Origin of the sequence: Pseudoalteromonas sp. MM17-2 (assembly GCF_022347945.1) — a bacterium.
Lineage (GTDB): Bacteria > Pseudomonadota > Gammaproteobacteria > Enterobacterales > Alteromonadaceae > Pseudoalteromonas > Pseudoalteromonas ruthenica.
Genome location: NZ_JAKRFV010000002.1, coordinates 143,812 through 169,850 on the forward strand (window position 1 = coordinate 143,812; position 26,039 = coordinate 169,850).

The 26,039-nt window shown below is 47.7% G+C and carries 24 protein-coding genes; 14 read left to right on the forward strand and 10 right to left on the reverse strand.

Annotated elements, in window-relative coordinates:
* Entirely contained in the window at positions 1-1,257 is a 1,257-nt protein-coding gene (locus MHM93_RS02320) for an ATP-binding protein (protein ID WP_239447845.1), read from the forward strand.
* Positions 1,258-1,323: 66 nt separating this feature from the next.
* Here MHM93_RS02320 and MHM93_RS02325 read toward each other — a convergent pair whose 3' ends face one another.
* On the reverse strand, positions 1,324-2,496 hold the full coding sequence (locus MHM93_RS02325; RefSeq protein ID WP_239447846.1) for an acyltransferase family protein: 1,173 nt from the start codon (positions 2,494-2,496) through the stop codon (positions 1,324-1,326).
* A 183-nt stretch (positions 2,497-2,679) separates the two neighbouring features.
* Between MHM93_RS02325 and MHM93_RS02330 the strand changes: the two genes are divergently transcribed.
* The 6 genes from MHM93_RS02330 to MHM93_RS02355 all read left to right on the forward strand — a co-directional run bounded on the left by MHM93_RS02330 (position 2,680) and on the right by MHM93_RS02355 (position 10,250).
* Positions 2,680-2,910, forward strand: a complete 231-nt coding sequence (locus tag MHM93_RS02330) for a helix-turn-helix transcriptional regulator (RefSeq protein ID WP_045978285.1) — start codon at positions 2,680-2,682, stop codon at positions 2,908-2,910.
* Between the two features lie 16 nt (positions 2,911-2,926).
* Entirely contained in the window at positions 2,927-3,541 is a 615-nt protein-coding gene (locus tag MHM93_RS02335) for a hypothetical protein (RefSeq protein WP_239447847.1), read from the forward strand.
* Positions 3,542-3,879: 338 nt separating this feature from the next.
* Positions 3,880-5,637: a DUF4856 domain-containing protein gene (locus MHM93_RS02340; protein ID WP_239447848.1), complete on the forward strand. Its 1,758-nt coding sequence runs from the start codon at positions 3,880-3,882 to the stop codon at positions 5,635-5,637.
* 126 nt (positions 5,638-5,763) lie between these two features.
* On the forward strand, positions 5,764-7,044 hold the full coding sequence (locus MHM93_RS02345) for an imelysin family protein (protein ID WP_239447849.1): 1,281 nt from the start codon (positions 5,764-5,766) through the stop codon (positions 7,042-7,044).
* Between the two features lie 8 nt (positions 7,045-7,052).
* The gene (locus MHM93_RS02350) at positions 7,053-9,257 is read left to right on the forward strand and encodes a TonB-dependent receptor (protein ID WP_239447850.1); all 2,205 of its coding nucleotides are present in this window, start codon (positions 7,053-7,055) and stop codon (positions 9,255-9,257) included.
* Between the two features lie 12 nt (positions 9,258-9,269).
* Positions 9,270-10,250, forward strand: coding sequence for a sterol desaturase family protein (locus MHM93_RS02355; RefSeq protein WP_239385317.1), 981 nt, complete (start codon positions 9,270-9,272; stop codon positions 10,248-10,250).
* Between the two features lie 76 nt (positions 10,251-10,326).
* Here MHM93_RS02355 and MHM93_RS02360 read toward each other — a convergent pair whose 3' ends face one another.
* On the reverse strand, positions 10,327-10,593 hold the full coding sequence (locus tag MHM93_RS02360; RefSeq protein WP_022945719.1) for a hypothetical protein: 267 nt from the start codon (positions 10,591-10,593) through the stop codon (positions 10,327-10,329).
* 270 nt (positions 10,594-10,863) lie between these two features.
* Entirely contained in the window at positions 10,864-12,438 is a 1,575-nt protein-coding gene (locus MHM93_RS02365; RefSeq protein WP_239447851.1) for a cation:proton antiporter family protein, read from the reverse strand.
* A gap of 195 nt (positions 12,439-12,633) precedes the next feature.
* Between MHM93_RS02365 and MHM93_RS02370 the strand changes: the two genes are divergently transcribed.
* The 3 genes from MHM93_RS02370 (at position 12,634) to MHM93_RS02380 (ending at position 14,997) form a co-directional block, all read left to right on the forward strand.
* Positions 12,634-13,377, forward strand: a complete 744-nt coding sequence (locus tag MHM93_RS02370; RefSeq protein ID WP_053910327.1) for a sporulation protein — start codon at positions 12,634-12,636, stop codon at positions 13,375-13,377.
* A gap of 61 nt (positions 13,378-13,438) precedes the next feature.
* Complete coding sequence (locus MHM93_RS02375) at positions 13,439-13,888, forward strand: GNAT family N-acetyltransferase (protein ID WP_275444083.1); 450 nt, start codon at positions 13,439-13,441, stop codon at positions 13,886-13,888.
* A gap of 134 nt (positions 13,889-14,022) precedes the next feature.
* Positions 14,023-14,997 carry a diguanylate cyclase gene (locus tag MHM93_RS02380; RefSeq protein WP_239447852.1) on the forward strand — a complete coding sequence of 325 codons (975 nt, stop codon included), beginning with the start codon at positions 14,023-14,025 and terminating at the stop codon, positions 14,995-14,997.
* Positions 14,998-15,023: 26 nt separating this feature from the next.
* On the opposite strand, the gene MHM93_RS02385 is transcribed toward MHM93_RS02380, so the two are convergent.
* The 6 genes from MHM93_RS02385 to MHM93_RS02410 all read right to left on the reverse strand — a co-directional run bounded on the left by MHM93_RS02385 (position 15,024) and on the right by MHM93_RS02410 (position 20,751).
* Entirely contained in the window at positions 15,024-16,373 is a 1,350-nt protein-coding gene (locus MHM93_RS02385) for a sodium-dependent transporter (RefSeq protein ID WP_138588722.1), read from the reverse strand.
* Between the two features lie 210 nt (positions 16,374-16,583).
* Positions 16,584-17,852: an ATP-binding protein gene (locus MHM93_RS02390; protein ID WP_239447853.1), complete on the reverse strand. Its 1,269-nt coding sequence runs from the start codon at positions 17,850-17,852 to the stop codon at positions 16,584-16,586.
* A 19-nt stretch (positions 17,853-17,871) separates the two neighbouring features.
* Positions 17,872-18,579, reverse strand: a complete 708-nt coding sequence (locus tag MHM93_RS02395; RefSeq protein ID WP_239447854.1) for a response regulator transcription factor — start codon at positions 18,577-18,579, stop codon at positions 17,872-17,874.
* Positions 18,580-18,975 carry a DUF3019 domain-containing protein gene (locus MHM93_RS02400; RefSeq protein ID WP_239447855.1) on the reverse strand — a complete coding sequence of 132 codons (396 nt, stop codon included), beginning with the start codon at positions 18,973-18,975 and terminating at the stop codon, positions 18,580-18,582.
* The gene (locus tag MHM93_RS02405; RefSeq protein WP_239447856.1) at positions 18,965-19,795 is read right to left on the reverse strand and encodes a MipA/OmpV family protein; all 831 of its coding nucleotides are present in this window, start codon (positions 19,793-19,795) and stop codon (positions 18,965-18,967) included. The genes MHM93_RS02400 and MHM93_RS02405 overlap by 11 nt, the downstream gene beginning before the upstream one ends.
* Positions 19,796-19,896: 101 nt before the next feature.
* A complete protein-coding gene (locus MHM93_RS02410; protein WP_239447858.1) occupies positions 19,897-20,751 on the reverse strand; it encodes a hypothetical protein in 855 nt (284 codons plus the stop codon).
* Positions 20,752-20,862: 111 nt separating this feature from the next.
* Here MHM93_RS02410 and MHM93_RS02415 point away from each other — a divergent pair, with 111 nt between their 5' ends.
* Positions 20,863-22,017, forward strand: coding sequence for a serine hydrolase domain-containing protein (locus tag MHM93_RS02415; RefSeq protein WP_239447860.1), 1,155 nt, complete (start codon positions 20,863-20,865; stop codon positions 22,015-22,017).
* Between the two features lie 60 nt (positions 22,018-22,077).
* Here the strand turns inward: MHM93_RS02415 and yhbY are convergent, their stop codons facing one another.
* Entirely contained in the window at positions 22,078-22,374 is a 297-nt protein-coding gene (gene yhbY, locus MHM93_RS02420) for a ribosome assembly RNA-binding protein YhbY (RefSeq protein ID WP_239447862.1), read from the reverse strand.
* An 89-nt stretch (positions 22,375-22,463) separates the two neighbouring features.
* On the opposite strand from yhbY, the gene rlmE reads away from it, so the two are divergent.
* The 3 genes from rlmE to folP all read left to right on the forward strand — a co-directional run bounded on the left by rlmE (position 22,464) and on the right by folP (position 26,037).
* Entirely contained in the window at positions 22,464-23,093 is a 630-nt protein-coding gene (rlmE, locus tag MHM93_RS02425) for a 23S rRNA (uridine(2552)-2'-O)-methyltransferase RlmE (RefSeq protein WP_053910333.1), read from the forward strand.
* Between the two features lie 64 nt (positions 23,094-23,157).
* Positions 23,158-25,092 carry an ATP-dependent zinc metalloprotease FtsH gene (ftsH, locus tag MHM93_RS02430; protein ID WP_022945705.1) on the forward strand — a complete coding sequence of 645 codons (1,935 nt, stop codon included), beginning with the start codon at positions 23,158-23,160 and terminating at the stop codon, positions 25,090-25,092.
* A gap of 96 nt (positions 25,093-25,188) precedes the next feature.
* Positions 25,189-26,037: a dihydropteroate synthase gene (gene folP / locus MHM93_RS02435; RefSeq protein WP_239447864.1), complete on the forward strand. Its 849-nt coding sequence runs from the start codon at positions 25,189-25,191 to the stop codon at positions 26,035-26,037.
* Positions 26,038-26,039 lie beyond the last annotated feature (2 nt).

The window sequence follows — 26,039 nt, forward strand, 5'->3', positions numbered from 1 at the left end:
TTGGGCAAACTGTTCGTCAGCCTTTATCTATATATCATCGTATCCTTAGTGTTGGTGACCGGCGTAATCGAGCGCCTGTGGCCCGTTGATGAACAATCGACTCCGTTAGCGTTGGAGTTAGGCCATAACTTCAAAGCGCTGGCACAAAGCCCATTAGGGCGTCAATATATCCAAAGTCACTATCCTATGCGCACCATCGACAGTGGTGCCATTGCCTTGCCTGTTGAGCTACAAATACGGATCGATAACAAAGAAGCTGTGCATGTGTATGACGCCAATGAGCATCTTATTTGGTATGTTCCTGTAGGCGACTTACAGCTTTTACAAGTGGGCCCCGTACGCTTGGAAAAGCCTGAAAAAGAAGGCTTCTTTTGGCCGTACCTGTTAGTGCTCTTGGTTGTTGGTGCGCCGGTGGGGCTGTGGAGCTTCATGTTGTGGCGGGATTTTAATAAGCTCAGCGAAGCCTGTGCCGAAGTGGATGGCCGCCGCGAGTTTCAGGTCAGTGACATTGGCCGCTCGTTTTTATTGCCCATTACCGATGCGCTGCAAGTGATGCAGCGACGTATTCACAGCTTGCTAGACGCACAACGTGAACTGACTTCCTCCGTATCCCATGAGTTTCGCACCCCTCTAGCGCGTCTTAAATTTGCCTTGGCAATGGTTGAGCAGGGCGCCGATGAAAAACAGCGCAAGTATGTGCAGTCGATGACCGGTGATGTTACCGAGCTGGAAAATTTAGTCAGTGAAATGCTGCATTACGCGCGCTTGGACGCGCAAAGTCCGAGTTTAGAATCTCATTTAGTGGATTTGAACGAGCTGATGGAATCGCTGGTAGACAAGCTCAATTTTGACAGCGCAATTGCAATCTCAGTAATTTATGAGCAGCCTAATTTGTATCGTTGCGATCCACACTTTATCAGCCGTGCATTTCAAAATATTTTAGGCAACGCCATTAAACATGCCCACAGTCGTATAGAAGTGCGCCTCCAAGCCAGCGAGGAGCAATGTATCATCAGTGTCGAAGATGATGGCGAGGGGATCCCTGATAGTAAACGAGCAGATATATTTAAACCATTCATTCGTTTGGATAAAAGCCGTGACAAACGCACTGGGGGCTACGGCCTTGGTTTAGCTATATGTGGCAAAATCGTTCATTGGCACCAAGGAGAGATCAGTGTCGACGACAGTCCTCTCGGTGGGGCACGCTTTACCATCACATTACCGTTTATCAAAGGCAAAACCCTTGGCTTAGACTAGCCAAATACAGACACTGCCTTACTCGCCTTGCGGCATTAGCACAACAAGAACGACGGCAGATACCTCCTAGCGCGGTGAATCCATCACCTTGCTTTGCATAGGCGTTGCCTTGGTGCCATTTAACAATACCCCTAGCACGGTATATCTCACGCCGAAATGGTAGCTGATAAAACCTATCAACAACGTGGTACTAAGTGAAATAGTGAACTTGGCGAAGGCTGGAAGTAGGGTATTGCTGAGCGGTATTTGCACGCACATTAATACTGGAATATGCATAAGATAAATCCAATAGGAGGCGTCGGAGATGTAGCGGCTAAATTCATTGTATTGGTTCAGCCAGCGATAGCCCGCTAAATATGCCACAGCGGTGCAGCTTAATATGGCGAGGGTTTGTACTACAACTAACCACAGGTTGATATGCGCTACGCGAGTTTCACCGGTATTTACGGCAATCCTGACTTGCTCAAGGCTCGGTGCTTCAGGTAATAGGTAAAAATACGCGCCCACGGTTAAACATGCAATGAGCACGAGCGGCTTAAAATAACGCAGCGCTGCTAATACGGTATTGTGGTGGTGGTATAAACTTGCACCTAGCATAAACAAAAGCCCATAGGTGCAATAAGCCCAAAGTTGCGGCTGTAAGGTGTGGGGAGCAGGGAAGGGCACGACTAAGTGAGCCATCCCAGCACTTATTACAACGGGTAACGCAACCACTATAAATACCGGCTTAACAACCACCTCAAGCAACTTGCTTATTAACCGCTGATTTTTATTCAGCAACCAAAACAGTGCACAGAATTGCATCAAGTACCATAAAAACCATAGATGCATAGTGTTGATCTGCGGCTCTTTCACAGCCATTAGCAGATTTACTAACGGCGGGGGATGATCATTGAACTCTACTCCCCATACCATTAATTGAAATAGCACCAGCAGCGTCAGTGGTAAAAAAATAACAAAGGGTAGCAGCACACGCTTGCAGCGGTTGCGAATAAAATGACCGTTACCGCGTTTAGTCACTAAAATAGCGGCACAGAACCCAGCGATAACAAAAAACAGTGGCATGCGAAATAGGTGTGTCCACAAGGCGAGATAGTCAAACAGCACATGTTTGTTGGTGTCGACACTCAGCCACATATTGTGAAAGTAAGGGCCATAGGCCAAGGCGGCGTGGAATACGACGCCAAGTAATAACGCTAAGCCCCGTAGATTATCAATATAATGAAAACGCTGCTGCATTCGACATTCCTAACACTTCCCTGTTCCTTTAATGCTAACACTGAGTGGGTGTGTATGACCACTGCTGAACCACGCTTCTGCCATTGAAAATGAACCACCCTCGAACAGCTCAAATCTAAATATTTTATGTTTATCGTAAAATATATTTTGACAAACATTGTTTTTGGTCGTAATTTAATCAGTATGAAAATACGCATAAACCTTGATGTTGAGTTAGCAAAGAAAAAGATGTCACTCACTGAATTGTCGCAAAGAATAGGCATTTCGATGACCAACTTATCTTTACTCAAAAATGGCAAAGTAAAGGCGATTCGCTTTAGCACCTTGGCTGCGATCTGTGATGTATTGCACTGTCAGCCCGGTGATATTTTGGTCTACGAGCGTGATGCTGATTACTTAGATAATGATAAATAAAATCTCAGGAGCAGATATGTTAAACCGTGATCTCGTTATCCCGGCTATCGCTACGGTATTGCTAGCGATTCTATTTCCACTATATTGGAGTAACCTATATGGCCACGCGTTTGATGGCTTTGACACCGCATTTCAACAAGACCTTTATAGTCTGTCTTGGTCCGATGCCTTGTTTATGGTGATTGGTGCGCTTGAGATCTATATTTATTGGACCCTGGCGAGAGTATTAAAAAATCATTTGAGTTTGCGCTTGGCGCGGACAATGCTCATCATCTTGGCGTGTATTGTCGCTATATTTCACGCCACCATACTTTTTGATCTGTTCTTTGCGATAACAGGCCAAGAGATGCAGCCTGATACGTTTTCAAATAGTGCGGTTGTTGCCCTATTTATTGCCGGTGGTTGCTTGTTACTGTACAGCGTTTTCGCTATTGCCTTGGCGCTTATCTTGCTGGTTGAGACAGCTCGTGATCAAGTGTTGCTAAAAGTCTTCGCAATCATGCTACTCATTATTGCTACTTTGCAGCTGACGATGGTGTTTGCCTACGTGAATCTGCTGCTATTCCCAATGGCACTTATTGTGCTAACGCTATTTTTCAGTAAAAAACCAAACACGCTGGAGGTGGTGTAATAGCACATCACTGACATACATACCACGGCTCGGCGCCTTTGGCGCTGAGCCAGCATTTCGGCTTATGTCTTTAGCCAGTCCATCCTAATTGTCGTCCGGTTGTTATCCTTTATATACGATTGCTCGTGCGCGCAGCGCTTATTCGCGTCTCAATTAAGTATGCTCACATCGGTGATGTGAACAGTGTGAGCCCTCAGCGGGTTTCTTACGTACCTGTTTAATTTATTTTAATTTGTGATTTTAAAAAAACTTACAAATACCATTGATTGTTATTTGAGTATCCCTATAATGACAGCAATTAAAATGAGAATGATTCACATCTTTAGTGGGATAACAACATGACATTGCGTAAATCTTTAGTTGCTAGTGCCGTGCTAGCTGCCACCCTAGGTTTAACTGGCTGCGGTGGTTCATCAGATTCATCAGATAACACCACCCCAGAACAACCAACAAATACAGCTCCTACCGACATCAGCTTGTCTAACACGTCGGTAAATGACGATTTGGTGGGCGCTGAAGTAGGCGCGTTGAGTGCCACTGATGACGCTGATTCTGGTTTTACCTATACGCTGAGCGCTGATGAAGCGCGTTTTGAAATTGTTGACGGCAATACCCTCAAGCTTAAAGATGGTATTGCTCTGAACTACGAGCAGCAAACTGAGGTTAGCGTAAGCGTCACAGTGACCGATGCGGGTGGTTTAAGCTTTGCAAAAGAATTAACCGTAACGGTTGCCGATGTGGCTCCTGAAGCAGGTGTTAACCTTTATGAGTTCGATTCTAAACTAGGAAGCGGTTCCTCGGTGAGCTACACCGGACAGATCGCTCGCCATGCCTTAAGCGCAGAAATCAAAAACTACATTGGCCAACTCACTGGTGACTTTGTAACCACTAACAGCTTGACCGGCGATGCAGTAAAAGCGCAGTTGATGGCATTGTGGGGTGACTATGAAGCCATCAAAGACGGCAGCCTTAACTTCGCTGATGGTATTGAGACAGAGCAAAACTCTTTTGCTCAAATCTCTTCATCAGGTAAAGAGCTTAGCGGCAAAGTCGCTGGTGCAGACGCAGCGAAAATGCATAAAGACTGGCTTGCAGCCGGCAGCTTTGTGGGATGGAGCGAATTTGGTGCTCAGGCCGCAACACCTGAAGGGTTAGTGTTTCATTATTTCGGCCTGCTAGCGGCAAACATTGATAAATACAATGCAGGCGAGCTGTTGGTTGACCCAGCGGGCAACCAAATCACGAAGTTGTACATTACCGAAGCCGGTCTTGACCTCAATCAGCTTATTCAAAAGCATACCCTAGGCGCATTGATGTTCTCTCAAGGCACTGATGACTACCTTGATGAGGGTCTGACCACCGACAATATCGTGGCGCAAAAAGACGGTGGTTTATACACCACGCTTGAGCACCAGTTTGATGAAGGGTTTGGTTATTTCGGTGCAGCGCGCAACTACCTAGAGTACAGCGACGATGAAATCGCCGGTAAGGGCGGCCGTGATGGTTTTGCTAATGGTTACAATGATTACGACAGCAATGGTCAGATTGACCTAGCTGCCGAATATAACTGGGGTAACTCAACGAATGCCGCTAAGCGTGACCGTGGCGCGACAGTGACCACGGATTTCACTGCAGCAGCGATGAACGCCTTTATCGGTGGACGTAAAATCATCAACGATAATGTCGGCAGCGAGCTTAGCGACGCGCAAATGGATGAGTTATTGGCGCACCGTGATATCGCCGTTGCCAATTGGGAAAAGGCGGTTGCGGCTACGGTTGTGCACTACATCAACGATACGTTGGCTGATCTAGATGAAATTAGCGATGGTGACTACAGCGCAGACAACTTTGCCGATTTAGCTAAGCACTTTGGTGAGATGAAAGGCTTTGCGTTGAACTTCCAGTTCAGCCCATTCTCTCCTTTTAATGACGATGCCAATGCTGGTAAGTTCGCCGAGTTACACGCGCTATTTGGTGACGCACCAGTCACAGGCGACGCCGATGCCATTGCCGCATACAAGGCTGACCTAGAAACAGCGCGTGACTTGATGCAACAAGTATACGGCTTCAACGCTGAGAATGTTGCCAACTGGTAAGGCTCAGTTGCATGGCCTAAGGCCAGCATAAAGATCATAAAAGGTTAGCTTTTAGGCCTCGGCTTAATGCTAGCCTTTTTGTCGTTTAAATCCCCTAGTGGGAAACCTAGCAAGTGGGAAGGTAGAATGAAAAAAGCAATCCTCAAGCAGGGCGCTCTGGCCCTCGCTGTGGCATTCGCTCTAGGCGGTTGTGGTGAGAGCACCTCAAGCTCGCAAGGCGCCGGTTTTAATGACAGTGGCAGCGGTGAGCCAACCTCACCGACCGAGCCGACCAGCTTTGATGAAGCGGCGCTGGTGGCAAGTTTAGTTGATAACGTGATCACCCCGGCGTTTACTTTATTTCATCAGCAAGCACAAGCGCAGCAAAGTGCGATTGCCAGTTATTGTGAGCTGGAAAAAGCCAGCGTACAAAGTAGCTCGGAGCAAGCGCAAATGGCCATGCTTGAAGCCCAAGATGCATGGTTAGATGCCATGGGCGCTTGGCAGCAGGTGGAAATGATGCAAATGGGACCGCTTTTGACCAACAACGGCGAGCTGCGTAACCGCATTTATTCGTGGCCTGCTATTAGCCGCTGTGGCATTGACCAAGATGTGGTGTACCACCAAGACGGCGTCATTAATAACGACCCTGAGCGACCATACGATATCAGTGCCCGTACCGCCACACGGCGGGGTCTTTTTGCGTTGCAACATGTGCTCTTTAATGAGCAGTATGATCACCATTGTAGCGTTGCCAATGATGCCTTAGCGGATTGGAATAGCCGCACGGTGCTGGCGCGTAAAGTGGCGCGCTGTGAATATGCTGTCACCGCAGCGATGGATGTGCACAACTCCAGCACTGAACTATTGGAAAAATGGCAGGGCGACAATGGCTTTGCTGCTGAGCTCAAATCAGCGGGGCAAAGCGGGTCGCAGTTTGAATCTGCCCATAGCGCCCTGAATCACATCTCCGATGCAATGTTTTATTTAACCGAAGTGGTCAAAGATAAAAAGTTGGCAGAGCCCATAGGCATTTTACCTAACTCCTGTGGTACTTCTGCATGCCCACAGGATGTAGAGAGCTTCGATGCTAAAAGTTCATTGGCGAATATCAAGGCCAACTTGCTCGCCTTTGAAGCCTTAGTCGTGGGTCAACGTCAGGGTGAGCCCGCGTTAGTGGGTTTCGACGATTACCTTGATGATGAGCAAGCAAGCGCCACTAAGGAGCGTATGCTACAAGGGATCAGTGACACTAAAGCGGCGATTGCAGCAATTGAAAGTGATTTGGCCACTGCATTACTTGATAACGAAGAGCAGGTACGTGAAGTGCACACCCAGGTTAAAGCCATTACCGATGAGTTGAAAAACGACTTTATCAATGAGCTGGCACTTGAGTTGCCGACCACTTCGGCGGGTGATAACGATTAAGGATCATGATGAAACACAGTAAACTTGCCTTAGCCGTGAGTATTGCGGCATTTGGATTGAATGCTTTTGCTGCGGATAAAGAGCTCGAGCATATACAAATTATTAGCCACCACGACAAATTGCGCACCGAAGCAGGCTCGGCCACCTTAATAGGTGAAGCGCAGCTTGAAGAGTTTGAATTTGACGATATTCACCGCGTGCTATCACAGGTACCTGGGGTCAACATACGCGAAGAAGACGGCTACGGCTTGCGCCCGAACATCGGCTTTCGTGGGGTGACGCCAGAGCGTAGTAAGAAGATCACCATTTTAGAAGACGGGGTGTTGATTGGTCCGGCTCCTTATTCTGCGCCCGCCGCTTACTACTTCCCGTTAACCACGCGGATGACGGCGGTGGAGGTCTTTAAAGGGCCAGCGGCGATAAAATACGGCCCACAAACCGTGGCCGGAACACTGAATATGGTCAGCCGCCAAGTGCCAGATTATCGTATTGGTGGCGTCGATTTATCTGTCGGTGGAGATGGCTACAAAAAAGCCCATGCTTATTATGGCGACCGCCAAGGCAACCTTGGCTTTTTAGTCGAAGGGGTGCACTTACAAAGTGATGGCTTTAAAGAGCTCGATGGCGGCGGTGATACCGGCTTCGATAAAGACGATTTACTGGTCAAAGTGGATTATCAGCTGGAAGGCCAGCGTTTCGACCAGCGTTTTGAGGTCAAGCTTTCTTACGCCGATGAGCTCTCCGATGAGACCTATTTAGGCCTCACCGACGCCGATTACAAGGCTAACCCTTATCGCCGTTATGCCGCATCCCAGCCGGCACAAATGGATACTAAGCATACGCAAGTGATGTTTACCTATCAGCTAAGCGCTGAAGATGTAAACCTAACGACGCGGGTTTACCGTAACGATTATGAGCGCGCCTGGTTAAAGCTAAATAGCCTGTCTAACAGCAGTGCTAGCTTATCTGATATTTTGGCAAACCCTGAGCAGTTCGCTGGTCAATATCAGGTGTTAAGTGGCCAGCGCGATTCTGTGCTCGCTGGTGAAACCAATTACTTTTTAAATATGGGCACCAATGACCGTGAGTACTACTCACAAGGCATTCAGCTCGATGGTGATTGGCAAGTACCGCTGTTTGGCTTGCAGCACACAGTCTCGTTTGGGGTTCGTTTCCACCAAGATGAGATTGAGCGTAATCACTATGAAGACACCTATGCCATGGTTGACGGCATTAATACTGCCATCGCCGAGACCCGTCGGTTCACCACCGAGAACACAGAAAGCACCGATGCCTGGTCGGTGTATATAGAAGATCAGGTGACCATAGATAAGCTAACCTTAGGTGTTGGCGTGCGCGGCGAGTTGATGGACATGACCTATCAAAATGATAAGTCGGGTTTTGCTGATGATTGGCAACAAAAAACCACCCGTGTATGGTTGCCAGGGATCAGCGGCTTTTATCAGTTAGATGATAACAGCGGCTTGCTGTTTGGTGTTCACCAAGGCTTTGTTCCTGCTAGTCCGTCAGCGCCAGTGCGTGATGGCGAAGACGAGTTTGAAAAAAGCGTGAACTATGAATTTGGTGGTCGTTATAACGACGGCATCACCCAATTTGAAATGGTCGGCTTCTTCAATGATTACGCTAACCTGATTGAAAGCTGTGGCCAGTCAAATTGCGGCAGCCAAGGTCAGCTTGATCAAGAATTCAGCGGTGGCGAGGTGGATGTGTGGGGAGTCGAGTCGCAAATAGCTCAAACCTATCCGTTAAATCTGCAACTCGATATTCCTATGAGTTTGACTTATACCTATACGCAAAGCGAGTTCAAACAAGCGTTGTTCTCTGAGTTTGTGCAGTGGGGTTACATTCGCCCTGGCGATAGACTGCCTTACTTGCCAACGCACCAAGCGACGCTCAGTATCGGGTTGGCACATAAAGATTGGGCGGTTGATATGCTCATTAAGTATGTCAGCGATATGCCAGAAACGGCAGGCGTCGGTTACGAGGGCTTTGATGTCGCCTTAGCGGGTCAAGAAGTGCCGGCAACCACCGTGGTTGATATCGCGGCTCATTATGAGCTTGGCCAATATGGCCGCGTGTATGCCAAGGTAGATAACCTGTTTGACCAAGACAACATCGTCAGCCGTCGTCCTTATGGGGCGCGACCGGGTAAACCACGGACGCTGTCGCTTGGTTATAAATACCAGTTCTAAGAGGGTCGGGCCATGCTAGAGACTATTTGGCAAAGCATCGCGCAAACGCCGGATTATCTATTTGACGCCAATAAGCGTATTTTTATTGGTTACAGCATCATGGCCCTTATCTTAGCTGCGCTTGCTTATGGCTTGCGTAAGAGCAAGAAATCAACACGTGGCTTTTTTCGCTATGTGTTCGCAAAAAAAATCTGGTGGGCACCCAGTGCCCGCCAAGACTATCAATTATGGATATACAACCGTGTGCTTAAGGCGCTGTTGTTTACGCCTATTATTTTGACCATGGTGCCAGTGGCGCTGGCGACAACGGAGTTATTAGAGGGCGCGTTTGGTTTGCGGGCGCCGATGCCGTTGAGTGAAACCAGCGTGGTCATCATTTTTACCGTATTGCTGTTTTTAGCCGATGACTTTTCACGGTTTTTACTGCATTACGCACTACACAAGGTGCCTTTTTTGTGGCATTACCACAAGGTACACCACTCTGCTAAAGTGCTGACCCCTTTCACCATTTATCGCTCTCACCCGCTAGAGAGTTACCTTTATGCCTGCCGTATGGCGCTCTCACAAGGGATGGTGGTCGGTGTATGCTACTACCTATTCGGGACTAAGTTATCCATGGTGGACATTCTCGGTGCTAACATTTTCGTGTTCGCTTTTAATGCCATGGGGTCAAACTTGCGGCATTCGCATGTGTGGCTGAGTTGGGGGCGCCATGTTGAAAAATGGTTGATTAGTCCCGCGCAACATCAGATTCATCACAGCGACAATCCGCAGCATTTCGACACTAACCTAGGGTCGGCCTTAGCCATATGGGACCGGTTATTTGGTACCCTCATTCGCGCCGATGAAGTGGGCAAGGTAACTATAGGGGTCGGTCAATACGATGCCGGGCATGATTCTATCTGGGCTATTTACACCAAGCCGGTGCGCGATTCTTTCGCAAGCCTAAAACCTAAGCGCAAAGCGGGTGCGATGAAAAAACCAGTGGCATAAAAAGTAAGTTAGAGGAATAGGCTGGCGACGGGCATTGCCAGCCTATTAAATGAGGGAGTAGGCCCTCAGAAAGTAGTTAGTGGTAGGCGCTGCGCTTGGCAAAACCTAACTGATGTAGATGATTGATCAAGGCCGGGTCGTCTAAGCGCTCTGGGGTGCTGTCACCGCGCAGGGCATGATCTTTTGGCACTTGATAGACATCGAGCATTTTTTGGAATAGTACGTAACGTAAAAATTCCGGAGTCACACCTGAGTCTTGAATATCGTCGAGCTGCGACTGCAATTCACGCATTTGCTGCTTATCAAGTTTGCTGTGCGTTGCTTGCTTATTGTCGATGGTCATAATCAACCTCCTACACACATCGGCAATTGCATATTAACGAATGTAATCTGGTTGCCTTTGCTAAATTCTGTGTTAAAAATAGTGACTTACATCACTGTATAGACCTAGTTTACTCCTTTTTTTACGGTTATTACCAACAACCGTGTAAAGCTTTGTAAATAGCGCCACACCTGTATTCGGAACGTTCCAAGCTTGGTGACAAGGTACAAAATTGATAAGTAAGTGATAACTAAATAAAACGCGTTATCACTTACCTAAAAGCGGGATTATTTAAGAAAGTGAAATTTTCTCTTTGACATGCTCAGCGAAACCACTACCGGCCTCAAGGTAGAAGTTGTAAGTAGAGTTTACGCCCAATTCCTCGAGCTCTTTTTGCTGATCTGGGTAATTTGCAATGGCGGTCACTTGCCCCTCATACCCTGAAGCTTGTAACTGTTCTAAGGCGAAGATATTTTGATTGTGTTTGGGCATGGCTAACATCACCATTTCCACCTTCGCATGGTTTAAGCGTTGCCAAAAATCAGGATCGGTGGCATCGGCAGTGACCACTCGACGCCCACGCTTGACATGACGAGCCACCACCTCGGGTTTAATATCGATCCCCGCCACCGCTTGTGGGAAGCTCTGGGCTATAGTCTCATAGGCACCGGTGCCTATGCGGCCCATGCCAAAAATAGCGATGCGGGTATTATGTAGATTCACAGGTAGCTCTTCTGGCAGTCGCGAGTCACTTTCAAAAGGCAGTAGCCAACGCTCTATTTTTACATAGATATCATTGGCTCTGGCATTTAACGGTGAAGCGATCACGAAGGTAATGGCGACCGCCGTGGCAACCACAGCCAGCCATTGTGACGACAGCCAACCACTGCTTGCGGCTAGCGCACAGACAATAAGGCCAAACTCGCTGTAGTTGGCAAGCGTAAAAGCACTCAATAGGGAAGTACGCGCACGTAGGCGCACAGCATTAGTCAACACATAATAAAGCGCGACTTTAAAGACCAGCACAGAGACCACCAAGATAGCTGCAACCAATGCACTGGCGGTAAGCTCGGCATTAAGACCTATGGTTAAGAAAAAACCAACCAGAAGAATATCTTTAAAGCTCAGTAATGACTTAGCGAGTTCCCCCGCTTTTTTGTGGCTGGCAAACATCATTCCTAAGATCAAGGCCCCTAAATCGCCTTTTATGCCTGCAAATTCAAAAGCTTGATAACCGGCGACAAGTGCGAAAAAGAAGCCAAACAGGGGCAGTAGTTCGCCGTGCTTGGAGCGGTTTAATATCCAAAACATGACTGGGCGCATCAGTGGTAACAATACCATCAGGGCAATCGCCCAGTAATTGGGTAATTTGCCAGTACTGGCTACTAAAAATAGCACCGCGAAGATGTCTTGCATGACCAAGATGCCGATGGATATTTTACCGTGGAGGCTCGACATCTCACCGCGATCTTCAAGCACTTTAACGGCAAAAACGGTACTGGAGAAACTAAACGCAAAGCCAAGCAATAATGCGGTTTGCCAGTTCAGGTCGATAAAGAGGGGCAGGGCGAACACCCCGAGCAGTAGCAAAAAGCCACAAAACAATGCGGTACTAATAATAATGTGGGCACTGGCGGGGAGCCACACTTGCACTTTCATCAGGCTCGATACTTTGAGCTTCAAGCCTATGCTAAACAACAATAGGGTGATCCCCAACGCGGCGATTTGATCCAATAATGCAGTGGTTTTATAGCCAGCCATATGTAAGACAAATCCGGCTACCAAAAAGCCAACCATGGGGGGAAGTTTTACTTGATAGGCGGCAAAACCACAAACAAAGGCAACGGCAAAAAAGATCAGTTCCATAAAAGTGCTATCTTAGTGCAGGTGTAATCAGTGTAACTAATTGTAGAAGTTATTGAAAATACTATGTATGCCAGGGCCCATTTCCTCTCGCTTTAATCGTGATTGAAGTTTTTTTATGGTTTGCATAAGTTTTCACTGACAAGGGTGCGCAATTGTGGTTAAGATGCAATAAAGGATTCATTAACAGGAGAAGTGATGTTTAAAAAAATCCTGGCCTCTGTAGGAATTGGTGCCGCCAAAGTCGATACGGTACTACAAACTGAGCATTTACACCCCGGGCAAAAGTTTCATGCCGAAATCATTATAAAAGGGGGTGAAGTAGAACAAGATATTTCTGGTTTGGAATTGGCCTTGATGACCCGCGTAAAAGTAGAGTCAGATGATGGCGATTACTTTACTAATCATATTATTGAAAAGTGGCGTGTGGGCGAGAAGCTGACCTTACAACCTGGTGAAGAAAAACGTATTCCGTTTGAAGCACGATTGCATTCTGAAACTCCGATCACCGAATTTATCGCCGGTTACAACCAAACCCATGTATGGATTCAAACAGGTTTAAATATCGATTTGGCCATTGACGCCAGCGATCGCGATCCGTTGCATATTTACCCTAACGAAGCTGTTAAAGCCTGTATGCAGGCAATGGATAGGCTGGGCTTTAGGTTAATGAAAGCCGATGTTGAAAAAGGCTATTTGCGCGCACCGAGCTTCCATTCTACCTCTGGGTGCTATCAAGAACTTGAGTATCGACCGCAAAGCGGCGGCATGTTTGGTATTCAAGAGGTGGAGTTATCGTTTGTCCCCGAAGCACATAAAACGCATGTTTTAATTGAGCTAGATCGCGCGTTTCGCTCCGACGGGTACATTGATTTGACCATCGAGCACGATCATGTGAATTTATCGCAGATCTGCGACCAATTAGAGCGCTTAATTCACTAAGTTAGCAGAACAAGAAAGCGTTAAGCCCAGCATCGCTGGGCTTTTTTAATGGGATATGAGTATGACGATACACTGGCTATGTAAAGGCTTTGATGAGCTGACAACCACCGAATTATTTACTTTGATGCGTGCTCGTGTTGATGTCTTTGTCGTCGAGCAGAACTGCCCCTACCCAGAGCTAGACGATGGCGATATTGATGCCAAGAGCAAACATATTTTAGGGTATCAGAATAATCAGTTGTGTGCTTATGCGCGTTGTATCAACAAGTCAGGAAGTGTGGCTATCGGACGCGTACTCGTGTTGCCCCATGCGCGAGGACAAGGGGTAGCCCAGCGCTTAATGGAGCATGCTCTAGGCGTGTGTGAGCAGTTTTTTAGTGAACGTCCGGTGATGTTAAGTGCACAGACCTATTTACTTGGCTTTTATCAGCAATTGGGGTTTGTAACCCGAGGGTCGCCTTATCTGGAAGATGGCATTGAGCACCAGGATATGTATTTGTATAAGCGCTAACATCCCGCCACTTTTAGGTTACCCGCGCGAAAGTTGCTTAATGGCTCATATCTCCTACCTTTAGGGAATAAAAGTAACTAGCAGACAAGCCACCGGCTGGGCATTACAACGCCAGTGACTCAATGGAGGGCGACTTGAGTGCAACAGACACCCCGATGGAACCGGATACTGAAGAGGTCGAAGAACACCTAAGAGAAGCTATCGACGATAGTACTGTCTTAATTGTCGAAGACAGTGATGCCGACTTTGATTTACTGCGAGAGGTGTTATCCCCTTATTTCAATGTTAAGCGCTGCCGTGATGGTGAAGCTGCGCTGCGACTTATTATGGACATTGCCCCGCATATCGTGATCACCGAATTTAGTTTGCAAGGCATGGACGGTATTGTTTTATGTCAGCGAATTCGAGAGCACAGCCGTTTTGATGATATTCCGGTATTAATGGTCAGCAGTGAGGAGCATGCCCAGCGCGAAGTTGATTTTTGGGATGCTGGGTGCAGTGACTTTGTGCGTAAGCCCTACAGCTTAACGACCTTGTACAAGCGAGTAATGCACCATTTAAAATACAAGAAAATGCTCGATGAATACAAAGAAGCGGCCATGGTTGATTCACTCACAAAAGTGTTTAATCGCCGCTACCTTGAGTCCACCATGCTGCAGTTATCCAGTCGCCATGAAACACCGGAAATATCGGCCTTGCTGATTGATGTGGACTGGTTCAAAAAGTACAACGACAGCTACGGCCACCTCGCCGGGGATGCGGCGTTGGTACAGATCGCTGAAGTACTCACGCGCAGCTTAATGCGCTCGACAGACTTTGTAACCCGCTTAGGAGGGGAGGAGTTCGCGGTTATTTTGCCGCATACCGATGCAAGCGGAGCACAACTTATCGCACAGCGGGTACTCACCGGTGTCAGGGCGTTAGCCTTACCTCATAAACACTCGGACTATCACCGTGTTAGTGTCTCTGTTGGCGGCATCACCTGTGGGTTTGCACCTGAGGACTGGCGCAGCATGATTAAACAAGCAGATGAAAACCTATACCAAGCAAAAGCACAAGGACGAAATAAAGCGATATGCACTGTTGAGCAGGGGAGTCAGCCGCAGTAACTTATTGCGGCTGACCAACTAGGATTTTAGCGCAGCGAGTTGATGAACACCAAGGAAATACAAATGGGGCAAACGAACTTGATATACCAAGGCCAGATTTTCCAGAACCAGCTATTCGCTGCCTCAGGGCAACCAGACTGAATTTCTTTGAGCAGCGAGGCTCGATGCCAAATCCATCCCACAAAAACACAACACATAAGTCCAAGTAGGGGCTGTCCGAAGCGTGTTGTTAGCGCAATCACGAAGCCAAATAGTTGCTCGAAGTTGAAAATGATGGTGAAGCTCACTAAACAAATCAGTACGCCGATCACCCAGGTTGCTGGGCGGCGGTTAAGACCAAACTTCTCAACGGTATAAGACACAGGTGCTTCAAGCATGGAAATAGACGAGGTTAGCGCGGCGATACTCATCAAGGCGAAAAAGGCAAAACCCACATACAGCCCCGCACTTCCCATGGAATCAAAAAGTGCCGGTAACACTTGAAAAACCAGCGTGTCTTCAGAAAGTAACTTGCCAGAGGCATCAAATATTTCAACACCTTGGGCTTGTGCTACGTACATCGCCGGGATTATCAAAAGGCCAGCGACAAAGGCAATAAACACGTCAATTAAGGTAACCGATGCACCTAGGGTAACGAGGTTTTCGCTTTTAGAGATATACGAGCCATAAATGATCATCACACTGGTGCCCAACGACAGCGAGAAGAATGCTTGGCCTAAAGCACTGACCAGCAGCGCCGGTTCAAATAGCGCAGAAAAGTCAGGCAGCAAGTAGTTCTTTAATCCTTGTGTCGCGCCGTCTTGGCTCATTACGTAGGCGATCAGAGCGAATAAAATCGCTAGTAACGCTGGCATCAATCGTTTTGACCACTTTTCAATGCCATTTTCAACGCCCTTACTAATGATCATCACGGTCAGAAGAATAAAGCCGCCTGCAAAGAGTAAGTTGCGTGACAGTGACTGGTTAGTCAGCCAATTGGCAGCCTCGCTCTGCCCGGCTAGTTGCGCTACTGGCTCAGCAGTGAAGCTGATCATCCAACCCGCCACTATGGCGTAAAAGCTTAAAATTAACCCCGCACAAATGATGCCGCCAAAGCCAACAATAAAGGCTAAGGGATGTTGCCAGCGATGGTTCGACACTTTCTTAAGCGATGCCACCGCATTGGCCTGACCATAGCGACCAACGACCAATTCCGCCATCAGTGCGGGATAGGCTAAGCAAAACGCCAATACTAAATAAGCCAATACAAAAGCAGCCCCGCCATTGGAGGCTGTTTGGGTGGGGAAGCCCCAAATATTACCGAGTCCGACCGCTGAGCCAGCAGCGGCCATTATAAAACCAAAACGGGAGCTAAACTCCCCACGCGACGCACTCATATTATTATATTTCTCTGTAGGTGAACGGCGCTCCCAATCTACTGTAATTTCCATGAAATAAAAAGCTCACGGGGGCATTTATTGCCCGTATAGCAGGGTAAAGCGCGCTGTACATAGAAAAAAGGTCGCCTATCATAAAGGGCCGTAATCTCGCTGTTTGAGCTTATTTGCGACCAAGTGTGATTCAGTGTAGGGAATGTAAATTGAAGGTTACAGAGGTAATTTAAGGGTGAATTTTGCCCCGCCTAAAGAATTTGATTCACTCACTACTAAGTAGCCGTGATGCCAGACCATGACTTTTTGACATATGGCCAAGCCTAATCCATAACCCTGCGCAGAGCGGTGTTTGGCACTTTGATAGAAAGGTTTTAATATTGCCGCACGTTCTGCCTGAGGGATCCCGGGGCCATCATCTTCAACCGTAATCGCTAGAAAGTGACCGTCAATATCTGCACAGACGGTTACTGATTGGCGTGCATAGCGAAGAGCATTACCCAAAATATTAATCAATGCTCGCGCTAGCCAGTGCAGGTCGGCGTTTATTTTTAATGTATTTGAGCAGCGTACCTCAATATGTTGCCCATTGGCCTTCGCTTGCACTTGTAATTGCTCGCAAATATCGTGCAAGTAGAGCGACGCGCTTGTTTGGCTATAGGTTAATTGTTGAGTTTGCTGTTGCAGAGCCGCATAGCTCAGGTAGCTATTGAGCATCGACTCCATGGTGTCTAAATCTTTTTCCATACGCTGGAGGTAGCGCTGTTGCGCGCCTTTCTCGTCGCTTTCAATTGCCGCATCCAAGCCAAAGCGCAGGCAGGCAATGGGTGTACGAATGTCATGAGAGAGGCTCGACGCCATCAGTTTATTTTCATCCAGTAGCGCATTAATTTGCTCCGCCATGGCATTAAAGCGTCGCTCTAATTGTGTGGTATAGCTCCAGCGGCTGGCGCTAATACGTTTTTCTAAATGACCGTCAGCAAACTGTTGGGTTACATTAGAGAGCACGCTAATACGGCGGGTGAGGGGGATAAGAGGGAGCCACATACACAAACTGACCCCGGTGTAGAATAACACCGTGAGTAGCAAGTCATGATCCGCCGCTTTGGGTTTGGGTAGGCGCATGGTGAGGTGCTTCCCATGTAAGCTGTCGGCAGCGCGCACTAAATAAAGGCCTTGGTTATCCGCAAGTACTAGTCCGGAATTACTATACAGCTGGGTGATTAAAGAAGGGGGAAGGGCTAACGTGGCGTTATTCTCAAGACCGATATCGAGTTTGAAGTGTTGGTTTAGCGCATCCAATCCTTGCTGCTGATTTTTCGCCTCGTACTCACTAAGGTAAGAGACCATCCCTGCAAGCACTTTTCGTTGTTGTGTGAAGTCATCCTGTTGCGTTGGGCCACTAGCGAAGCTGTCGATAAGCCAACTTAGCAACACCACAGAAATTAACGCTGTGCACAACAAAGATAAGTACAGTTTTTTCATATAAGCGCACGATTAGGAGCTAACTCCACGCATCCTTTACTAACAAGTACCCTTTGCCCCATATGGTTTTAATGCGCTGCGGCTTGTTGCCATTGTCATTAAAGTGTTTGCGCAGCGCCGAGACCACCACATCAATACTGCGGTCAAGGCCATCGTATTCTCGTCCCTTAACGGCACGAAACACGGAATCTCTGTCTACCACTTCACCGGCATGCTGGGCAAGGTAACAGAGCAAGGCAAATTCGGCATTCGACAGTGCCACCTCGTTATTGTTAAAACTGACGCGTCGCGCTTCAGTATCGATACTGAGACCGCCCACTTGAATGCTCTCGCGTTCTTTTTTGGGCGGTTGCTCGTCGCTGCCTGGGCGTAACGCCGCTTTAATGCGAGCGAGCAGAACTCGAGGGCGTACCGGCTTGGCGATATAGTCGCTAGCACCCACCTCGAGGCCGATGACTTCATCTAATTCATCATCGCGCGCAGTCAACATAATAATCGGCTGCTGATAAAATTGCCGTAAGCGTGTACAGACACTTATGCCATCCATTCCTGGAAGCATGACATCGAGTAACACCAAATCAGGGTGATGACTTTGTACATAGCCTTCTACTTCCTTGCCGTTACCACAGCAGCCAACCTGATAGCCATTTTGGCTTAGGAAGTCTTGCATCCACTCGCTAAGAGAGAGGTCGTCTTCAACAACAAGAATATGGGGTGATTGCTGCATCTAAAATAATCTCCAGCGACGTTTTTTCTGTCCATTGGTATAAACCCACTGCACTCGCACTTCGGTGTCAGCAATGGTCTCGCCTGATGCTCTTGGAAAGAGTTCGAAGCGCACGGCTTTAGGGCTGGCAAAATCGACGATAATATAGCCTTGACGTTGTCCTTGCCAGCAATGCAGAGGCTGCTGTTTGGTTTGTTCACGGATGCAATAAGCTGCGTCATTGGCCACTTGCCATTGCAACTCGATATCAGAATAACAGGTGCGGCCTTGACGCAGTGCTACACAGGTATTGGGCGTTGCCAATAAAGCCTGCGTTGGCACCGTGGTTTGCTGTGCTAAGGGTGCACTCGGGAACACGGTTGTGCCGATGAGGGCGAGGGCTAATCTAAAACACATAACGCACGCCTACCTTGGCTTTATGCTGATAAGATTGAGAAATGATAGGGCTGTCACTGATCTCACCCGAGAAATAGGTTGATAACCAGCCTGCAAGGAATACCCAATTCTGTGATAGTGGGTGCTCAGCATGGAGCTCTAGCATTACCGCATAGGCGATATCTGGCTTATAATACGGTCGAGTTTCGGTGCTTTCATGCTCATCGATACCAAAGTAATAATCGCTAAACTCACGACCATACACATTAAACCCTAGACCACCTCGAAACTCCCAGTTGCGATATTGCCGAATGCTCGATAGAAACGTGGTAAATACCCAGTCGTTGTGGGTATCAGTGACATCATGAAGTAACTCAAAAGATAATTGGCTGCTCTCAAAGCGCCGCGATAGTCTAATACCCATGTCAAAATCATAGTGACGTCGGTCGATACCCGCGAGGGCATCTATCACATCTCGGTCGTATAACTTTAAGCCTGTTTCATCAAAACCGGATTGCACATTGGTGCCAAGAATATCCAAGCCCCAATCATATTTATCGATGAGTGAATAGCCAATGACCATGCCACCACTGAGTTGGCTATTGTCCACGTCGAGATAAAACTTATCGTAGCTGAGCACTAAGTTAATATTGGGTTCAAGGCCATCATCGTAAGAGTCCAAACCGACAAGATACGAGTCCTCGACGTAGTAGCCCAGACCTACGCTCCAGTCCCAGTTAAAACCCTGTTGTGGTTCAAGGCTATTATCTGAGTAATAGCGGTTACTCGCAGAGACAGCAAAACTAACAAGTAAAATAATGAGGGAGGTTAAGACGCGCATAGTGGTAATGGTTTTTTATTTTCCAGTGTACCGATCCCTAGCGGCCAAGTCTGTAAGAAAATGTAGCATGGCAGCAAGCCGCCATGCGTGACCAAAGGGGACTAGTTTACGTTGATCTTCTCTAGCAAAATACCACTTAAATAGTAATGTAAATCAGGGACTAAAGCACTGACTTCAGCTTGCTCACAGGCTCCTGCTATTTTACTTAAGCCCGAACTTTTAGTGCGTATTATGTATTGAGGTGCTTGCGGTGCTGGCTGAGCCCCTCGTTTTTGCATCGCATCGGGTGCATTGTGAGTATTTACAAACTGTTGCACTTGCTCAAGGTTTTCTATGTGATCAGACATTACCAGCTTGTAGCGCAGGGGGTTACGTTGGAAACTGGCGGTGTCTATTGACGATTTAGCAAACCATACAACATCTTGAGAGCTTTGATGGGAAAGCTTCATGCTCACGGAGCCAAGAATATTGCTGCACTGTTTGGTGGTAAACTGCTGCGCCAAATCACTTTCGCCAAACACGGTGGCGTTAGCAAGTTGATATTCGATACTTTCGGTTTCACTGATATCTAGCTGGTTTATGCTTAATACATAATCGGCTTGCTTGCGGTCACTGATTACCGTTAGTTGCTTATCATTTAAAATAGCCACTAGGCGGTTGCGCAGGCGCTCGGTTAATGCCACCTGCTCACTTTCGATGACCACACTTTGGCCTCGTGTAATAGGGTGTGCGGGCAATTGCACTGATTTTACACGCGGCGCTTGGTGCGCGTATTGATACTCGAGTATGTAGGTGCGCTCACTTAGGCTTGGTTTAATTGGCATCCGTACTTTTTCAGGGACCGGTGCCAAGGTCGTTTCCATAGTGGTGCAACCACTGGCCAATAGCACTGACGCGCTAAAGGCAGTTACTAATAAATGCTTGTTCATAGTGCCATAACTCTCAATTACACTCATTCACTCATATCCCAGCAAGTTGAACCGCAGCATTGTACGTGAGTTTACTGTAAACTTCATGATATTATTCTGCGATTATGATTCAGCATTGCCATAACTATAATAATGAAAATGAAGTTCTTAGTTATTCTCTTTGTTGCTGCGTTTAGTGCATTTTCTTATGCTGAACAACAGCCACCGTACACCGAGGCAACCGATGCTAAACAATGGCACCGGTTTGTTGATAATTATGTGGCGAGCTTAGAACGTCAACTGGAGCAAAAAAAAGTGCCCGGGGCCGCGCTTTCTATTGTTCACCCTGACTTTCCTTCCATCGCCTTAGGATTTGGTAAAACAAAAATAAGAAAAGGCCGACAAGTGGACGTAAATACCCGTTTTCGACTTGCCTCGGTCTCGAAAACATTTACCGGTTCGTTAGCTGCTAAGCTGGCGGCGCAAGGTGTACTTAATCTAGATGCACCGGTGCAAAAATATTTACCCGCGTTTAATGATACCGTTTATAGGGACAATTTAAAAGTCGCGCATCTATTAAGTCACTCCAGCGGATTAGTGCCTAACGCCTATGATAACCTTATTGAGTCACGCATGGACTATCCGGATATCGTCTCAAAGTTATTGAAAGTTGAGCCATTATGCACACCAGGGCAGTGCTACGGGTATCAAAATGTGATGTTTGCTATGGTCGGTGATGTGATTCGTAATGCCAGCGGCTTAGAGTACGAAACATGGATGCAAGAGTTTATATTTAAACCGTTACGTATGCGCCATGCCAGTATTGGTTATGAGGGTATGGTGCGGGATGAAAACTTTGCTTACCCCCATGTGCGCGGGCGAAAACGTTGGCATACGGCGCGGTTAAAGAAAAATTACTACAAGGTCTCCCCAGCGGCAGGCGTCAATGCCAGCGCCGCAGATATGGTGCAGTGGCTCAAAGCACAGCTTGGCATGTACCCCAGTGTGCTGCCGCCTGAGGCGTTACAGGCACAAGTGCGTCCTTACACGGTGACCAAAAAGGAGCGCTATCGTCGCGTGTGGCGAAAACATGTAAATGAGGCACATTATGGCCTGGGTTGGCGTATCTATGATTATGATGATGAGACCATCTTTTATCACAGCGGTTGGGTGCAGGGCTATCGCACCGATATTGTGGTGATCCCCCGTTTAAATGTGGGTTTTAGTCTGCTGCTGAATGCCGAAACAGGTTTAATTAACGAGTTGACCACGCAATTTCTTGATCAGTTGCTGGCGATGTCACAACCGGCATAAAAGTGGGCGTTGAAACAAAAAAGGTCGGCATGAGCCGACCTTTTTTATAAGCGTTCGTGACTACCCGCGAGGCAGCTGAAGCTTACGCTCTTCGCTTTGGCGATAAATAGTTAAAATATGACCAATGCTTTGCACTTTGTAAGCACCCGTTTCACGGATGATGGCATCAAAAATAAGTGCTTTAGTTTCTCTATCACTGGTTGGCACTCTAACCTTAATGAGCTCATGGATGTCCAAAGCACTGTCGATTTCGGCAATCACCCCTTCGGTCAGGCCGTTAGCACCCAACAAAACCACAGGCTTAAGTGGGTGTGCGAGGCTTTTTAGGTATTGCTTCTGTTTATTCGATAGTTTCATAGATTTTCAAATTTTGCTGATTCGAGCTTGAATTATCGGTATTCTAACGCCATCTAGCAGATATTACTATTTTAGTTGCGTGTTAATTTATGGCGAATAAGAAGCACTCGGCGAGCTCCCAGCGATGGTTGAAAGAGCATTTCGACGACCATTATGTGCATGAAGCGCAAAAGCAAGGGTGGCGGTCGCGCGCGGTTTTCAAACTTGATGAAATCCAAAACAAAGACAAATTACTTAAACCCGGCATGGCAGTTGTCGATTTAGGCGCGGCCCCAGGAAGTTGGTCACAGTACTTGGCGCAGAAGGTGGGCGACAAGGGTCAGGTTATCGCCTGTGATATCCTGCCTATGGACTCTTTGGCTGGGGTCGACTTTTTACAAGGCGATTTTCGCGAAGAGGCTGTGCTAAATGCGTTGCTCGAGCGTATAGATGGGCAGAACGTCGATGTGGTGTTCTCGGATATGGCCCCGAATATGAGCGGTAATATGAGTACCGACCAAGCGGGAAGCATGTATCTGGTAGAGTTGGCACTGGATATGTGTCACCAAGTGCTAAAGAAAAACGGTGCCTTTGCGGTTAAAGTGTTCCAAGGTGAGGGCTTTGATCAGTTTGTCAAAGACGTTCGTGACAGCTTTCGCACTGTAAAAATACGTAAACCCGATGCGTCGCGCCCACGTTCCCGTGAGGTATATGTAGTAGCTACGGGCTACAAACTGTAGTACAGTTGTCGGGAAAAGTTGAATTTAATTAATTTGGATACAAGAGGTTAACACCTTGAGTGATATGGCAAAGAATTTAATACTATGGCTGGTTATTGCCGTTGTTTTGATGTCGGTTTTTCAAAGCTTTAACGGCTCCGACAATTTAGACAGGCAAACGAGTTACACACAATTCGTCAAGGATGTACGCAGCGGTTCGTTGCGCGAAGTCGTGATAGACCGTGGAACAGGCGCAATCACTGGAGTTAAAACCAGTGGTGAGCGTTTTCAAACAACCATGCCTATGTATGACGAAGACCTTATCAATGACTTACTCAAAAATGATGTCAACGTAAAAGGTGTTCAACCTGAAGAGCAGTCCTTACTGGCAAGCATTTTCATTTCCTGGTTCCCAATGTTACTGCTTATTGGCGTATGGATATTCTTCATGCGACAAATGCAAGGTGGTGGCGGCAAAGGCGCGATGTCCTTTGGCAAAAGTAAGGCTCGTTTAATGAGCGAAGATCAGGTGAAGACTACTTTCGCTGACGTTGCTGGTTGCGATGAAGCCAAAGAGGACGTTACCGAGCTAGTGGATTTCTTGCGCGACCCATCCAAGTTCCAAAAATTGGGCGGCAGTATTCCTAAGGGCGTACTCATGGTAGGCCCTCCTGGTACAGGTAAAACCTTGCTTGCTAAAGCTGTTGCTGGTGAAGCGAAAGTACCGTTTTTTACAATTTCAGGTTCTGACTTTGTTGAGATGTTCGTGGGCGTGGGTGCATCCCGGGTGCGCGACATGTTTGAGCAAGCGAAAAAAGCCGCTCCTTGCATCATCTTTATTGATGAGATTGACGCCGTAGGTCGCCAACGGGGTGCTGGTATGGGTGGTGGTCACGATGAACGTGAACAAACCTTGAACCAGATGCTGGTAGAAATGGATGGTTTCGAAGGTAACGAAGGTATTATCGTTATTGCTGCAACCAACCGTCCGGATGTACTGGACCCTGCATTACTTCGCCCAGGTCGCTTTGACCGTCAGGTGGTCGTTGGTTTACCAGATATTCGCGGTCGTGAGCAGATCCTAAAAGTGCACATGCGTAAAGTGCCATTGGCCGATAATGTTGAAGCCTCGGTTATCGCTCGAGGAACGCCTGGTTTCTCTGGTGCTGACTTAGCCAACCTTGTGAACGAAGCCGCACTATTCGCTGCTCGTGGTAACAAGCGTGTTGTGAGCATGGCTGAATTCGATGCCGCCAAAGATAAAATCATGATGGGCGCAGAGCGCAAATCAATGGTGATGTCTGAGGAAGAAAAAGAGATGACTGCGTATCACGAAGCCGGTCACGCTATTGTCGGGCGTATCGTGCCAGAGCACGACCCAGTGTACAAAGTGTCAATCATTCCACGTGGTCGTGCCTTAGGTGTCACCATGTACTTGCCAGAGCAAGACCGAGTGAGCCACTCGAAAGAGCACTTGGAATCAATGATTTCTAGCTTGTACGGCGGCCGTATTGCTGAAGCCATTATTTATGGCGATGAGAAAGTGACAACCGGTGCTAGTAACGACATTGAGCGGGCCACTGAAATTGCTCGTAAGATGGTGACGCAGTGGGGCTTAAGCGCGAAAATGGGCCCGCTACTGTACGCTGAAGAAGAAGGCGAAGTGTTTATGGGCCGAGGCTCATCACGCAGTGCCAGCATGTCTGATGACACAGCCAAACTGATTGATTCAGAAGTACGTGATATCTCAGATAGAAACTACGAGCGTGCAGAGCAAATCTTGCGTGATAACATTGATATCTTGCATGCCATGAAAGACGCATTGATGAAGTATGAGACCATTGATGCGCTGCAAATCGATGATTTGATGGAGCGTCGCGAGGTGCGTCCACCACGTGATGCCCACGATCAGAAGCCTCCAGCAGATGCCAAAGCTAAATCGCAAGGTGAGCTGGCCGATGAAGCAACGGCACAAGACGATAATAACGTCGATAAGCCGAACTCTGACGACAAAGAGTAAAAACCAATAGCCCCAACACAGTTTGGGGCTTTTCCTTTCCCCAAGTTAGCCATTGATTAACCGGTACTTGGAAGACCTTCATAGACAGAGTAAGTAATGACAAGGTTAACACTTCCTCGAGATCGTTATTTGGATCTCAGCACTCCCCAAGTCATGGGGATTTTAAATGTCACGCCGGACTCCTTCTCCGATGGCGGCCAACACAATACCCTAGACAACGCTGTCAACCGTGCCCTATCGATGTTAGAGCAAGGCGCCACTATTATTGATGTGGGCGGCGAGTCAACGCGCCCAGGCGCAGACGATGTCGCTGAACAAGAAGAGTTGCAGCGGGTGGTCCCCGTGATCAACGCCATTCGCGAGCGCAGTGATTGCGTCATCTCCATTGATACCAGTAAGGCCGGCGTGATGACAGCGGCGGTTCAGGCCGGTGCAGATATCATCAACGATGTGCGCGCGCTGCAAGAACCTGGGGCACTCAGCGCAGCAGCCAGCGCTCAGGTTCCTGTGTGCATTATGCACATGCGCGGGCAACCACGCTCAATGCAAAATGCCCCTGATTACAATGATGTCACCAAAGAGGTGGGCACGTTTTTACATGAGCGAGCGCGGCAATGTATCGAAGCTGGAATAAGTAAAACGAACATTATTATCGACCCCGGCTTTGGCTTTGGTAAATCACTGCAACATAACTATCAATTATTGAGTGAGCTTGAGCAACTACAGCAACTAGGATACCCAGTACTCACTGGCCTATCGCGGAAATCAATGTTCGGGAAATTATTAAATCGAGATGCAGATCAGCGTCTCAGCGCAAGCTTAGCGGGCGCATTAATCTGTATGCAAAAGGGCGCGCGCATTGTGCGCGTGCATGATGTGCAAGAAACAACGGATATTGTAAAGGTTTTCCAAGCCACCCAGGCCCCTTTGCAAGTACAAGATTAGGA

Coding starts and splice junctions, on each gene's coding strand:
- MHM93_RS02395 (WP_239447854.1), bottom strand. CDS start 18,579: ATGCAGCAATCACCCCATATTCTTGTTGTTGAAGACGACCTCTCTCTT.
- MHM93_RS02405 (WP_239447856.1), bottom strand. CDS start 19,795: ATGCGCGTCTTAACCTCCCTCATTATTTTACTTGTTAGTTTTGCTGTC.
- MHM93_RS02345 (WP_239447849.1), top strand. CDS start 5,764: ATGAAAAAAGCAATCCTCAAGCAGGGCGCTCTGGCCCTCGCTGTGGCA.
- MHM93_RS02335 (WP_239447847.1), top strand. CDS start 2,927: ATGTTAAACCGTGATCTCGTTATCCCGGCTATCGCTACGGTATTGCTA.
- rlmE (WP_053910333.1), top strand. CDS start 22,464: ATGGCGAATAAGAAGCACTCGGCGAGCTCCCAGCGATGGTTGAAAGAG.
- folP (WP_239447864.1), top strand. CDS start 25,189: ATGACAAGGTTAACACTTCCTCGAGATCGTTATTTGGATCTCAGCACT.
- yhbY (WP_239447862.1), bottom strand. CDS start 22,374: ATGAAACTATCGAATAAACAGAAGCAATACCTAAAAAGCCTCGCACAC.
- MHM93_RS02365 (WP_239447851.1), bottom strand. CDS start 12,438: ATGGAACTGATCTTTTTTGCCGTTGCCTTTGTTTGTGGTTTTGCCGCC.
- MHM93_RS02390 (WP_239447853.1), bottom strand. CDS start 17,852: ATGAAAAAACTGTACTTATCTTTGTTGTGCACAGCGTTAATTTCTGTG.
- MHM93_RS02340 (WP_239447848.1), top strand. CDS start 3,880: ATGACATTGCGTAAATCTTTAGTTGCTAGTGCCGTGCTAGCTGCCACC.
- MHM93_RS02400 (WP_239447855.1), bottom strand. CDS start 18,975: ATGTGTTTTAGATTAGCCCTCGCCCTCATCGGCACAACCGTGTTCCCG.
- ftsH (WP_022945705.1), top strand. CDS start 23,158: ATGGCAAAGAATTTAATACTATGGCTGGTTATTGCCGTTGTTTTGATG.
- MHM93_RS02375 (WP_275444083.1), top strand. CDS start 13,439: ATGACGATACACTGGCTATGTAAAGGCTTTGATGAGCTGACAACCACC.
- MHM93_RS02410 (WP_239447858.1), bottom strand. CDS start 20,751: ATGAGTGTAATTGAGAGTTATGGCACTATGAACAAGCATTTATTAGTA.
- MHM93_RS02330 (WP_045978285.1), top strand. CDS start 2,680: ATGAAAATACGCATAAACCTTGATGTTGAGTTAGCAAAGAAAAAGATG.
- MHM93_RS02370 (WP_053910327.1), top strand. CDS start 12,634: ATGTTTAAAAAAATCCTGGCCTCTGTAGGAATTGGTGCCGCCAAAGTC.
- MHM93_RS02360 (WP_022945719.1), bottom strand. CDS start 10,593: ATGACCATCGACAATAAGCAAGCAACGCACAGCAAACTTGATAAGCAG.
- MHM93_RS02385 (WP_138588722.1), bottom strand. CDS start 16,373: ATGAGTGCGTCGCGTGGGGAGTTTAGCTCCCGTTTTGGTTTTATAATG.
- MHM93_RS02350 (WP_239447850.1), top strand. CDS start 7,053: ATGAAACACAGTAAACTTGCCTTAGCCGTGAGTATTGCGGCATTTGGA.
- MHM93_RS02355 (WP_239385317.1), top strand. CDS start 9,270: ATGCTAGAGACTATTTGGCAAAGCATCGCGCAAACGCCGGATTATCTA.
- MHM93_RS02415 (WP_239447860.1), top strand. CDS start 20,863: ATGAAGTTCTTAGTTATTCTCTTTGTTGCTGCGTTTAGTGCATTTTCT.
- MHM93_RS02325 (WP_239447846.1), bottom strand. CDS start 2,496: ATGCAGCAGCGTTTTCATTATATTGATAATCTACGGGGCTTAGCGTTA.